12 protein-coding genes are annotated in these 11,514 nt (G+C 67.0%); 8 read left to right on the top strand and 4 right to left on the bottom strand.

Annotated elements, in window-relative coordinates:
* From ACQ4W4_RS15095 to kdoO, 4 genes are all read left to right on the top strand, one after another.
* A partial coding sequence (locus tag ACQ4W4_RS15095; RefSeq protein ID WP_436542696.1) for an integrase core domain-containing protein occupies positions 1–173 on the top strand: 173 nt, incomplete at its 5' end.
* Positions 174–259: 86 nt separating this feature from the next.
* Positions 260–3,232 carry a sensor histidine kinase gene (locus tag ACQ4W4_RS15090; RefSeq protein ID WP_436542689.1) on the top strand — a complete coding sequence of 991 codons (2,973 nt, stop codon included), beginning with the start codon at positions 260–262 and terminating at the stop codon, positions 3,230–3,232.
* Between the two features lie 125 nt (positions 3,233–3,357).
* Positions 3,358–3,729: a lysozyme inhibitor LprI family protein gene (locus tag ACQ4W4_RS15085; protein ID WP_436542688.1), complete on the top strand. Its 372-nt coding sequence runs from the start codon at positions 3,358–3,360 to the stop codon at positions 3,727–3,729.
* A 79-nt stretch (positions 3,730–3,808) separates the two neighbouring features.
* Complete coding sequence (gene kdoO, locus ACQ4W4_RS15080) at positions 3,809–4,684, top strand: Kdo hydroxylase KdoO (protein ID WP_436542687.1); 876 nt, start codon at positions 3,809–3,811, stop codon at positions 4,682–4,684.
* Between the two features lie 59 nt (positions 4,685–4,743).
* Here the strand turns inward: kdoO and ACQ4W4_RS15075 are convergent, their stop codons facing one another.
* Positions 4,744–6,315, bottom strand: a complete 1,572-nt coding sequence (locus ACQ4W4_RS15075) for a CYTH and CHAD domain-containing protein (RefSeq protein WP_436542686.1) — start codon at positions 6,313–6,315, stop codon at positions 4,744–4,746.
* Positions 6,316–6,435: 120 nt separating this feature from the next.
* Between ACQ4W4_RS15075 and mgrA the strand changes: the two genes are divergently transcribed.
* Both mgrA and ACQ4W4_RS15065 read left to right on the top strand, forming a co-directional pair.
* Positions 6,436–7,476 (top strand): L-glyceraldehyde 3-phosphate reductase, encoded by a 1,041-nt coding sequence (mgrA, locus tag ACQ4W4_RS15070; RefSeq protein WP_436542685.1) that lies wholly within the window; start codon positions 6,436–6,438, stop codon positions 7,474–7,476.
* Between the two features lie 75 nt (positions 7,477–7,551).
* The gene (locus ACQ4W4_RS15065; protein WP_436542684.1) at positions 7,552–8,037 is read left to right on the top strand and encodes a hypothetical protein; all 486 of its coding nucleotides are present in this window, start codon (positions 7,552–7,554) and stop codon (positions 8,035–8,037) included.
* Here ACQ4W4_RS15065 and ACQ4W4_RS15060 read toward each other — a convergent pair.
* From ACQ4W4_RS15060 to ACQ4W4_RS15050, 3 genes are all read right to left on the bottom strand, one after another.
* A complete protein-coding gene (locus ACQ4W4_RS15060; RefSeq protein WP_436542683.1) occupies positions 8,022–8,498 on the bottom strand; it encodes a DUF2244 domain-containing protein in 477 nt (158 codons plus the stop codon). The genes ACQ4W4_RS15065 and ACQ4W4_RS15060 overlap by 16 nt on opposite strands.
* A gap of 87 nt (positions 8,499–8,585) precedes the next feature.
* The gene (locus tag ACQ4W4_RS15055; RefSeq protein WP_436542682.1) at positions 8,586–8,903 is read right to left on the bottom strand and encodes a hypothetical protein; all 318 of its coding nucleotides are present in this window, start codon (positions 8,901–8,903) and stop codon (positions 8,586–8,588) included.
* Between the two features lie 115 nt (positions 8,904–9,018).
* The gene (locus ACQ4W4_RS15050) at positions 9,019–9,348 is read right to left on the bottom strand and encodes a hypothetical protein (protein WP_436542681.1); all 330 of its coding nucleotides are present in this window, start codon (positions 9,346–9,348) and stop codon (positions 9,019–9,021) included.
* A gap of 286 nt (positions 9,349–9,634) precedes the next feature.
* Here ACQ4W4_RS15050 and ACQ4W4_RS15045 point away from each other — a divergent pair, with 286 nt between their 5' ends.
* On the top strand, positions 9,635–9,952 hold the full coding sequence (locus tag ACQ4W4_RS15045; protein WP_436542680.1) for a DUF4148 domain-containing protein: 318 nt from the start codon (positions 9,635–9,637) through the stop codon (positions 9,950–9,952).
* Between the two features lie 133 nt (positions 9,953–10,085).
* Entirely contained in the window at positions 10,086–11,498 is a 1,413-nt protein-coding gene (locus ACQ4W4_RS15040) for an efflux transporter outer membrane subunit (RefSeq protein ID WP_436542679.1), read from the top strand.
* Positions 11,499–11,514: the final 16 nt, after the last annotated feature.

Raw genomic sequence — 11,514 nt, 5'->3', positions numbered from 1 at the left:
AACGCATCAACGGCATTCTGAAAGGCGAGTTCCTGTTGAATCGGCCGGCGGACCTGAAACAGGCGAGCAAAATGGTGGCGCAATCGGTGCGGATATACAACCAGGAACGACCACATATGGCCTTGAAGTACAAAACGCCCGATGCGGTGCATCGGGCGTTTGTGCAGCAATAAATACTGTCAACCTATTTTAGGACTGGACATGCTGACAGGCACGGCGCTGCGCTACAATCACTGCCCCGCCACCTCCCTCTGCGCCGATGTCCGCTCGCCTGCTGCGCCGCCTGTTGATATTGCCCCTGCTGGCGTGCCATCTGCACGCGTGCGCGGCCGCCCCCTCGCCCCTGCTGTCCGACTACACCCATAATGCCTGGGGCGCCTTGCAAGGCGCGCCCGTCGACGTGCTCAAATTCGCCCAAGGCAAGGATGGCTGGCTGTGGATCGCCACGGCCACCGGCTTGTACCGCTACGACGGCGTGCGCTTCGACCGCGTCGACAGCGTGTACGGCCACCGCCTGCCGTCAAGCAATGTACTGGGCCTGGCCACGCCGCCGGACGGCGCCGTGTGGGTCGGCTACCGCCTCGGCGGCGTCAGCGTCTTTCGCCGCGATGGCGCGCGCACCTACCGCGAAGCGGACGGCTTGCCGCCGGGCGCCGTGTTCCATATCGAGGCGGCCCCCGACGGTGCCATCTGGGTCGGCACGCGCGATGGCGCGGCGCGCCTGGCGCCCGGCGCCGACCGCTTCGAAGCGCAAGCCGCCAACGTGGGCTTGCCCGACAAGCGCGTGTACCAGATCCTGTTCGGGCGCGACGGCACGCAGTGGATGGGCACCATGCATGGCGTCTTTTTCCGCAAGCCGGGCCAGGCGCGCTTTTCCCATGCCTGGCCGCGCACCATGCTCACCAGCATGGACGAAGCGCCCGATGGCGCCATCTGGGCCGTCGACTCGCAAAGCCATTACTATCGCGTGCGCACCAGCGCGCCGCGCGGCGATGCGCCCATCCGGCCCGACGCCACGGGCAACGGCATGCGCTTCGACCGCGCTGGCACCATGTGGCTGATGCAGCCCGATGGCATCGAACGCAAGTTCGACCCTGCCGGCCCCAGCCTGCCGGCCCAGCGCCTGACGCGCCAGAACGGCATCAGCGGCCCGCTGCCGCAGACGTCGTTCCAGGACCGCGAGGGCAATCTGTGGTTCGGCACCTCGACGGGCCTGGACCGGCTGCGGCCGAACCGCCTGCGGACCCTGCCCGTCGCCGTGCCCTTCGACCATCCCGGCATGCTGCCGGGCCCCGATGGCGACGTATGGATCGGCGACTACGTGGGCGACGTGCGCAGCTTTACGGCCGACGGCGTGAAAAAAGTGGAATTGAAAGGGGCGCTGGCGGCCAGCCACTGGGCGCCCGACGGCACGCTGTGGCTGGGCAACGAGCAGGAGCTGCACCACCGCGCGCGCAACGGCGCCATGACGCGCGTGGTGCCGCCCGTGCTGGGGCTCGATCCGCAGGCGCTGCAGCAAGACCGCTCGGGCGCCCTGTGGGCCTCGTTTTCCGGCGGCGGCCTGTTTCGCCTGAGCGAAGGAAAATGGAGCGCGAACGGCGGCCTGTCCGGCCTGCCCGCAGTGCTGACCACGGCCATGGCGATCGATGGCGCCGGCACCGTCTGGCTGGGCCATGCCGACAATACGGTCAGCCTGGTGGCCGATGGCCAGCGCGCGGGCGCCATCAGGCGGCTCGGTGCGGCCGAGGGCCTGCAGGTGGGCACGGTGCTGCAGCTGTACCGCGATGGCGAGGCGATGTGGGCCGGCGGCGAAAACGGCGTGGCCCTGTACCGCGCCGGCCGCTTCCAGATGCTGCGCGGCGCGCACGGCGCGGCGTTTCGCGGCGTGTCGGGCATCATGCGCCTGCCGGACGGCGACCTGTGGCTGCATGGCGCGGATGGCATCGATCATATCGGCGCCGCCAGCCTGGCCGCGTGGCTGCGCGACGGCAGCGCCGTCGTCGCGGAACGCTTCGACGCGCTCGACGGCTTGCAGGGCCACGCCTCGCAACTGCGCCCCGTGCCCTCGCTGATTCATGCGCCGGACGGCAAGCTGTGGTTTTCCACCTCGGCCACCATCGCCATGCTCGACCCGCTGCATATCCGCCGCAATCGCCTGCCGCCGCCCGTGCAGATCCACACCCTGCTGGCCGATGGCGTGCGCTATGCCCTGGATGACGGCAAGCCGCTGCACCTGCCGCAAGGCAGCAAGAGCCTGCAGATCGGCTTCACGGCCCTGAGCCTGTCGATGCCGGAACGCGTGCGCCTGCGCTACCGGCTGGCGGGCGTGGACGCCGGCTGGCAAGAGGCGGTCGGGCGCCGCGAAGCGTACTACACCAACCTGGCGCCCGGCAGCTACCGCTTCGACGTCACGGCCGCCAACGAAGACGGCGTCTGGAACACGCAAGGGACGGGGCTCGACATCGTCATCGCGCCCGCCTTCGTGCAAACGCCGTGGTTCGCGCTATTGCTGGCGCTGGGCGGCGCGCTGCTGCTGTATGGCGGCTATGTGCTGCGCATCCGCCACCTGACGCGCAATATGCAGGAACGGCTGCAGGAACGCTTGCAGGAGCGCCTGGCCGAACGCTCGCGCATCGCCCGTTCGCTGCACGACACCCTGCTGCAAAGCGTGCAGGGCCTGATCCTGTCGTTCCATGCGCATGCGGACATGCTGCCCAAGGGCACGCGCGAACGGGCGCGCCTCGATGGCACCCTCAACCTGGCCGACCAGCTGCTGATCGAAGGCCGCGACCAGATCATGGACTTGCGCGCCTCGGCCGAACCGGACGAACTGCGGCTGGCGCTGCAGCAGTTCGGCAAGGGCCTGGCCGAGCACCGCGCGCACGCCTTCACCGTGCAGGTCGGCGGCACCTGCCGACGCCTGCAGCCGCGCGTGCATGACGAAATCTATGCCATCGCGCGCGAAGCGCTGTTCAACGCCTCGCGCTATGCCGAGGCGGCAAACATCGTGCTGGAACTCGACTATGCGGAACGGGCATTCACCCTGCGCGTGCGCGACGACGGCTGCGGCCTCGATGACGCCGTGGCGCAGGCGGGCCAGCGGCCCGGCCACTGGGGCCTGGTCGGCATGCGCGAACGCGCCGCCGCCATCGGGGCCAGCCTGCGCATCGACAGCCGGCCCGGCGCCGGCACGCAGATCGAAGTGAGCGTGCCGGGCCGCCTGGCCTACTAACGGCGCTGGCGGTGCTGACGGCACACGGCCGCAAGCGTCTGCGGCCTGGAGAAAAAATGTTATACGATGCGCAAGAGCGCTGTCTTGCTCGGCTATCCTGCCCCACTACTTTCTGAAAGCCCGCCATGAAAAAATGCCTGCTCGCCCTGCTGCTCTGCGCCTCCGGTTCCGCCTTCGCCAACTCGGCCTGCGACACGCCGCGCAACGACTTCGACGGCCTGTATTGCCTCAACAAGGTGTACCAGGAAGCGGACAAGGAACTCAACGCCAACTACAAGACACTCGCCGCCAAACTCGATGCCGGCGGCAAGCAAAAGCTGAAATCGGGCCAGCTGGCGTGGATCGCCAACCGCAACGACGCCTGCTCCAAACGCGAATCATCGGGCTTCTATGTGAATCTCGATTGCGCCACCAAGACCACCATCGAACGCGCGCAATTCCTGCAGGACCGCGTGCGCGAATGCGTGAGCGCCGGCTGCCAGAACAGCAAACTGTGATGTAAGTCTGCGCCAGCGCAAACGGGAGCGGGCGGCAAGCGCCCATACTGGCCGCTCCGACGTTTTCCCCGTTTGTGCCATGAGCAAACTCATCGATATTTCCCTGGACCGGTGGGACGCCGGCGGCAGCGCCGCGCAGCAGGCTGCGGCGCTGCAGGCACTCGAAGATGGCCAGGTGCTGCTGCTGCCCCGCCTGGGCTTTTCCCTGCAACAGGAAGAGCATGCCCTGCTGAACGGCGCGGCGGGGAACGCCAGCAGCGCCAAGAACATCAGCTGGGAACCGGCACGCGGCGTGCGCGGCCACGGCGATGCCTGCGATGCGGCCCTGCTGGCCGCGCTGATGCGGCGCTATGCGGAGCACACGCGGCGCTTGCTGGCAGGCTTGTTGCCCGGCTATGCTCCCCATCTGCAGCAAGGCAAGGGCAGCTTTCGCCCTGTGGAAATCGCCGGCAGGGCGACGTCCTGGCGCAAGGACGATACGCGCCTGCACGTCGACAGCTTCCCCTCCTCGCCCACGCAAGGCCGGCGCATCCTGCGCGTCTTCACCAACATCGATCCGCACGGCGCACCCCGCGTGTGGAAACTGGGCGCGCCGTTCGAACAGGTGGCGCAGCGTTTTCTACCCGTCGCAAAGCGTCCGCAACCCGTGCTGGCCGCCCTGCTGCAATGGCTGCGCATCACCAAGTCGCGGCGCACGGCCTACGATCACTACATGCTGGAGCTGCACGACGCCATGAAGGCCGATCTCGCTTACCAGGCGCAGGCGGAGCAGCACACGCATGCATTCGCGCCGGGCCAGACGTGGATCGTCTTCAGCGACGCGGTCTCGCACGCGGCACTGCGGGGACAGCATGCGCTGGAGCAAACCTGGCTGCTGCCCGTGCGCGCCATGGCCGCCCCGCACAAGTCGCCGCTGGCCATTCTCGAGCGCCATTTTCAGCGGCCGCTGGCCTAGCCTGATTTGGCCTGGCCTGGCCATGTCTGGCCGGACCTCGCGCCCCGATACAAGCGGATTCAGGCCGGCAAACGGGTCGCCTTGAAGCGCCGCCAGGCCTTGTGCATGCGGCCATCGCTGCCTTCCGCCTGCGCGCGCGCCGCCAGATAGCCGCGCACGAAGGCCGCGTGCAGCCGCAACCCGTCCTGGGCGGACTGGTCAGCCTGGTCGGCCTGGGCATCGGGCAGTTGCTGCAGCAGACGGTCGGCCACCTGCACATCGTTGAGCCAGCCCAGTTCATCCTGCAAGGCCGACAAGCGTCCCACATACGGTTTCACGGCCCGGCCCGCAAACAGCGAGGCAAAAAATTCCGTCGCATAGCGCGTCTTCTTGGCCGCGATGCGCACTTGATGGCGCTGCAGCGGCGTGGCATGCAGCAGGCGCTTGCCGCGCTTCATCAGACGGCGCTGGTCCTTGCGCAGGGTGGCGCGGGCAAACGGCGAAACGTGCGCATCGAGGCGCCGCAATTGGCGCGCGGAACAGCCGTCGCGCCAGGCGCGCGCCTGCAGCCAGCGTTGCAAGCCCAGCATGCAGGCCGTGTAGCGCGCCGAAGTGACGGCCTGGGCCGCTTCCACGTGCTTGAGCCGCGCCTGCGCGTGCGCCGCCTGCGCCAGCGCCGCCGCATCGGCCTGCGCTTCGCCGTCGAGCTGTGCCAGGGTATTGCCAGCCAGCACATCCCAATCGCGCGCCTCGCCCAGCGCGCCGCCCAGCCAGTCGAGTTCGGCCTTCAAGGCGTCCGGCAAGGCCAGCAGGGACTTGAACATGCCCAGCGCCGAGCGCAAACGGCGCAGTCCCACGCGCATCTGGTGCACGCTTTCCACATCCTCGCCCGCCGCCACGCCATCTTGGTTGCCGCTGACCTGTTCCAGGCAATTGCCGGCGATGGCCACGAACACCTGTTCCACCGACATCGCCGCGTCCAGCGCCAGGGGCTGCGCCTTGACGGCTTGCAAGGGGTACGCTGCCGCCAGGCGGTAACCGCGTTCCGCCTTGCTCATGTGGCCCAGCTGCAGCGGCACGTCCCGCAGCAGCGCCAGCGCCACGTCGAACAGGCTGGCCGCTTGCCCTTGCTTCAATTCCAGTTCGACCTCGCTGACGGGCACGCTGCGCGCGGCCCCGTCCGCGCCGCTTTCAATGACACCCTGGTCGAGCACGCATTCGATCTGGTCGCCCTGCGGCGTGCGCAGCTGCCAGACGGTGCGCTCGATGCGCGTGGTAAACACGGGCTGCAGGGCGTCGCGGACGGCGTCCTGGCGCAGCAGCGCGCGGACGGGTTGCTTGCGGCCGATGGCCGAGTCGAGCGCGGCCAGATCCGGCTGCGGCCCCGGCACGTCGCCTTCCCATTCGTGGCGGCTGTGCAGGCCGCCGTTGACGGTACCGCCCGCCTTCAGGGTTTGCACCCAGTGCCCGTCCACCTGGCGCACGCGCAAGCCCGCATGATGGCGGCACAGCTGCAAATCGGGCGTATCGACATAGATATCGTGCATCTGCAGCACCTGCACCTCTGCTTGCGCAGCCTGCGCCAGCAGCGGGTGGGCGCGCAGGCGGGGCGCGTCTTGCGGCGCCAGCAGCAATTTCAATTCGATTTCCATGTCCGCTCCTTGCGAGATTCCTGAACGCCCATTGTAAGGCGCGTCCCGCCGCGCGCAAGGCGCACGCACGCACACCTTGATTTTGCGCCAAAATAGGCGATTCATTTACAAGGAGATGCCATGACCTACCACGCCGCCGAGAACCGCTACGACAGCATGCCATACCGCACGTGCGGGCGCAGCGGGCTGAAACTGCCGCTGCTGTCCCTGGGCCTGTGGCACAACTTTGGCGACAGCAACAATCTGGCTTCGCAGCGCGACATGCTGCGCACGGCCTTCGACCTGGGCATCACGCATTTCGACCTGGCCAATAACTACGGCCCGCCGTATGGCAGCGCGGAAAGCAATTTCGGCAAGCTGCTGCGCGACGATTTTTTACCGTACCGCGATGAGCTGATCATTTCCACCAAGGCGGGATGGGACATGTGGCCGGGCCCGTACGGCCAGGGCGGCGGTTCGCGCAAATACGTGCTGGCCAGCCTGGACCAGAGCTTGCGGCGCCTGGGCCTCGATTATGTCGACATCTTTTACTCGCACCGCTACGACGCCGACACGCCGCTGGAAGAAACCATGGGCGCGCTGGCCACCGCCGTGCAGCAGGGCAAGGCGCTGTACGTGGGCCTGTCGTCGTACTCGCCGCAAAAGACGGCCGAGGCAGCCGCCCTGCTGAAAGAGTGGAAAGTGCCGTGTCTGATCCACCAGCCCGCCTACAATATGCTCAACCGCTGGATCGAGGAAGACGGCTTGCTCGACACCCTGCAAGAGCAGGGCATGGGCTGCATCACGTTCACGGCGCTGGCGCAGGGATTGCTCAGCGACAAGTACCTCGATGGCGTGCCGCAGGATGCGCGCGTCAACCGTCCCGGCGGCGGTTCGCTGACGCAACAGCACCTGAGCGCGGAAAACCTGGCCCGCGTGCGCGCGCTGAACCAGATTGCCGCGCAGCGGGGGCAAACCCTGGCGCAGATGGCGCTGGCCTGGGTGCTGCGCGACCCCAGAGTCACCTCGACCCTGATCGGCGCGAGCAGCAGCGCGCAAATCCGCGAAAACGTGGCCGCGCTGCAGCAATTGTCGTTCACGGCCGACGAGCTGGCCGCCATCGACGTGCAGGCGCGCGAAGGCCATATCAATCTGTGGGAAGGCCCGTCGCGGGCCACCTGACAATCGTCCCGCGCTTGTGGCGGCGGCAGCCAGCAGGTAGACTGCCGCCTCCCACGACATCCGTGACAAGGTCCCATGCAAGCCATCCCCGCCATCACCGTCTGTTTGCTGCTTTCCTGTGCGGCCCCTGCCAGCGCGGCCAATTATTGCGACTCGCCGCGCTGGTCTATCGTGCATGACAAGAGCTACGACGAGGTGATGCAGATCGCCACGAAGCGCGACAAGATCCGCGACGCCGAATGCGGCTTTACCGATGTGATCCTGCGCATCCAGAACCAGGAAGCGGGCATCGAGCGCTATCCGGGCATCCTGCTCATCGCGGACGCGCAGGATGAACGTTTCGTCGTCACCAGTCGCGTCGGCGCCTACACCATCTTCAGCTACCGTTATAACGACAAGCACCTGCTGCAGTTTGCCATGAAGGACCACCGCTGGGCGGAAGGGGAAGAGTTTCAGGCTGGCGCCTACAAGATTACCGGCGTCAAGGAATTCAAAACCATCACGGGCTTTCCCGCCACCTTGCTGGTGGTCCAGACTTTCCAGTTTTACGGGCCTAAATAGGGCGGCAGCAGCGCGCATAGTTCCTGCGCCACTTGCCGGCGCCGCTCCGGCGTGGCGAACACGCCCACAGCCACATGACGGGCAGCATCACCCATATCGTTGATGTGTATCAATTGGCGCGGCCCTTGCGGCACGACGATGCGCGTGCGCCACGGCGAAAAGTGGTGGCGCCGGCAGTGGCCTGCGCTGACCTGTTCGATGATCAGCTCGCCGTCGCGCAAGGCGATGTGTTCATAGTCGCGCGCGTGGCGCAAGTGATGCTGCAGGGCGGCGGCCACCAGGCCCAGTTCGGCGAACGAAAAGACGGGAATGGTCCAGAGGCCGCGCAGCGCAAAGGCGGCGGCGATGACGAGGGAAAACAGGCATAGCAAGCCATAGGCGCGCAGCAACTGGCGCGCCGTCAAGGCAGTGTGGCGCGCCAGCAGCCATTGCGGCTGCTCGCGCGAGTGATCGCGTGGCATGGCGCCTCCCGCACTATCGCTCCATCACCGCGGCGGCCTTCGCCGCCGCCAGGTTCCGCCAGATCGTTCAGCCTGCTTGCGCCCGGATCAGGCGCCCATGCGCACCAGCGCATGGGCCACGTGCTGCCACCAGTGATCGCGCGACTTGACCTGTTTCAGGCAAGACGTGTCGATTTCCGTGGGGAACACGCGATCCTGGCATGCCTTCGTTTCCAGGGCATAACGCTGGTTTTCCGCCGCCGCCAGGGCCACGATCAGCCAGAACGCCAGCGCCAGCAAGACCACCAGCGCACTCCAGGCCAGGTGATTGGTGTTACTTTTTTCGCCAAAAAACTCGCGCGGCCGCGTCTCGCGGTACATCGACATCAAGCCTTTTTCTTTCTCTTCCGACATCTGCGTTTGCATCCTCTGACATCCTATCCTGTGCCGGCCGGCTGGCCATGGCGGCGCGCACGCCCCCTTGTCCGCATTTTACGCTGATGGCGCCAAAGCGGCGGCAATTTGCGGCCAGCCGCTGGCATCAGGGGCGCGGCGCTGGCGCCTGGGGGACGCCGGGTTCGCCATCGCCCTCCTCCGCCGGCCGCACGGGCGCCAGGGTTTCCACATGATCGACGTCGATATCGGCGCCGTCGGGCGCCGTATCGCGCGGCTCCACGCCGGCCCGTTCGCCCGTGCCGGCCGCATCGCTGTCGTTGTCTAGCGCTTCCGCATCCTGGCCGGGCACGCCCTGCATGTCGCTGCCGCTGTCGGAACTGTCGCTGGGCCCGAGCGCGCCCTTGCCATGGCCGCTGCCCAGGACGCGGTCAGGCGTGACGGGCAAATTGTCCGGATCGAGTGTGCTGCTGCTCATGGCTGACTCCCGTTAACAAAAAAACCAGCTTACTCTCCTGGCCAGTCCAGTGGCGCACGCCTGCACGACCTTTGCACAAGGGGAAATGCGGCGGCGCACAAATATTTCCAGAATTTACTTCACAAATGTACTATTCATTGCTATAGTTAATCCAAGTAAGCATCTTCTCATCCAGAAACTGCTTCATCGGCGGCACGGCGCCCACCAGCGCCATGCCGCCGAACCGACCGGTACGTGGCGATCCGGCCCATCCACCCAGCCATCATGCACATTTTGGAGTCTTATCATGCAAGCCAAATCACTCATCGCAGCATTGTTTGCCATCACCACCGCCACTTCGGCTTTCGCCCAGAGCGCCGCGCCTGCCGCTGCCACCCAGCAACTCACGCGCGCTGACGTCACGGCCGAATACATTCGTGCCCGCAACGCCGGCGAAATCGCCACCAGCGAAGTCGACTACCCGAAAACGCCGGCCACCGCCGCCAGCAAGGTGACGCGCGAACAAGTCATGGCCGAGTTCTACGCCGCCCGCAAGGCTGGCCTGATCCCGCAAACGGAAGCGGACTTCGACGTCGCGCAAACGGCCAAGCACGTCGTGCAATAAGAAACCAGTCAGCCGGTTTCAGTCAGTAACAACTCAGTTGCGGCGCAGCACCCGGGCCACTCCCGGCGCTCACCGCGGCGAGCTGTGATTTCCCCAGCCACACCCCCGTCACCATCCACCCCGGAGTCCCTGCATGTCCCTGCACCGCCGTCTGCTTGCCGCCAGCCTGATCCTTGCCTTGAGCGCTTGCGCCGACATGGGCCATATCGCGCCGCAATCGGCCATGCTCGACGCCAACAAGCTGCAGGCCAGCCAGGCCATGGATGCCGCCGCCAGCGCCGCCATACAATGGCCGCGCACGCAATGGTGGCAAGACTTGCACGACCCCCAATTGAACCGCCTGATGGACCAGGCGCTGGCCGACAGCCCCACCCTGCGCGGCGCCCAGGCGCGCGTGCGCCAGGCCGAGGCGCTGGCCGGCGCGGCGGAAGACAAGACCCGTCCGCAGGCCGACGCGAATGTCTCCATCAACCGCGAACTGTATTCGCAGCACGGCAGCACGCCGGCGCCGCTGGCCGGCAATTACGCGTGGCGCAACCAGGCCACCGTCACGGCCTCGTACGACCTGGACCTGTGGGGCCGCAACCGCGCCGCCCTGTCCGCCGCCCTGGGCGACGTGCAGATGGCGTCGGCCGAATCGCAGATGGCCCGCCTGGCCCTGGAAACGGCGCTGGTGCGCACCTACATCCAGCTGTCGTATGAATTCCAGCTGCAGGACGTGATCGAACGCAGCCTGGCGCAGCGCGCCCGCATCCTCGACATCACGCGCCAGCGCAAGCAAGCCGGCATCGGCACGGATATCGACGTGGCGCAGATCGAAACCACCTTGCCGGCGGGCCGCCGCCAGCTGGAACAGTCGGCCGAGTCGCTGGCCCTGCTGCGCAACCAGCTGGCGGCGCTGGCGGGCAAGGGCCCGGCGGCCGGTGCGGCGCTCACGCGGCCCGTACTGCGCCTGGACCAGCCGCTGGCCATTCCCGCCGCCCTGCCGGCCGACCTGATCGGCCGCCGTCCCGACATCGCCGCCCAGCGCTGGAGAGTGGAAGCGGCGGCGCAGCGCATCGACGCCGCCAAGGCCGAGTTCTACCCGAACGTCAACCTGGTGGCGTTTGCCGGCTTCCAGGCCTTCGGTTTCAGCCACTTTCTCGACGCCAACTCGGATATCCGCGGCGTTTCGCCCGCGCTGAGCCTGCCCATCTTTGCCGGCGCCCGCCTGCGCGCCCAGCTGGGCAGCCAGACGGCCGTGTACGATGGCGCCGTGGAGCAGTACAACGCCACCGTCATCAACGCCATGTCGGACGTGGCCAACGCCGTCACCAAGGCGCAATCGCTGGCAAAGCAGCATCAGCTGACCGTGCAGGCGCTGGCCACGGCGCAGCGCGCGCGCGACCTGGCGGAAAAAGCGTACAAGGCGGGCATGAGCGACGCCATCGCCATGCTCAACACGCAAGTGGCCCTGCTGGCGGAAGAACAGCAGCAGGCGCAAAATGGGGCGCGCGAACTCGATCTCTACGTTTCCTTGATGAATGCGTTAGGAGGCGGCATCTGAGCTTGCAATCCTGGCA

The organism is Janthinobacterium glycogeni, from assembly GCF_051380725.1.
Classification (GTDB): domain Bacteria; phylum Pseudomonadota; class Gammaproteobacteria; order Burkholderiales; family Burkholderiaceae_D; genus Janthinobacterium.
The sequence above is the reverse complement of the archived record's forward strand: the minus strand, read 5'-3'. Positions and strand labels throughout refer to the sequence as shown.

Coding starts and splice junctions, on each gene's coding strand:
- kdoO (WP_436542687.1), top strand. CDS start 3,809: ATGAGCAAACTCATCGATATTTCCCTGGACCGGTGGGACGCCGGCGGC.
- ACQ4W4_RS15060 (WP_436542683.1), bottom strand. CDS start 8,498: ATGCCACGCGATCACTCGCGCGAGCAGCCGCAATGGCTGCTGGCGCGC.
- ACQ4W4_RS15055 (WP_436542682.1), bottom strand. CDS start 8,903: ATGCAAACGCAGATGTCGGAAGAGAAAGAAAAAGGCTTGATGTCGATG.
- ACQ4W4_RS15090 (WP_436542689.1), top strand. CDS start 260: ATGTCCGCTCGCCTGCTGCGCCGCCTGTTGATATTGCCCCTGCTGGCG.
- ACQ4W4_RS15045 (WP_436542680.1), top strand. CDS start 9,635: ATGCAAGCCAAATCACTCATCGCAGCATTGTTTGCCATCACCACCGCC.
- ACQ4W4_RS15040 (WP_436542679.1), top strand. CDS start 10,086: ATGTCCCTGCACCGCCGTCTGCTTGCCGCCAGCCTGATCCTTGCCTTG.
- mgrA (WP_436542685.1), top strand. CDS start 6,436: ATGACCTACCACGCCGCCGAGAACCGCTACGACAGCATGCCATACCGC.
- ACQ4W4_RS15085 (WP_436542688.1), top strand. CDS start 3,358: ATGAAAAAATGCCTGCTCGCCCTGCTGCTCTGCGCCTCCGGTTCCGCC.
- ACQ4W4_RS15065 (WP_436542684.1), top strand. CDS start 7,552: ATGCAAGCCATCCCCGCCATCACCGTCTGTTTGCTGCTTTCCTGTGCG.
- ACQ4W4_RS15075 (WP_436542686.1), bottom strand. CDS start 6,315: ATGGAAATCGAATTGAAATTGCTGCTGGCGCCGCAAGACGCGCCCCGC.
- ACQ4W4_RS15050 (WP_436542681.1), bottom strand. CDS start 9,348: ATGAGCAGCAGCACACTCGATCCGGACAATTTGCCCGTCACGCCTGAC.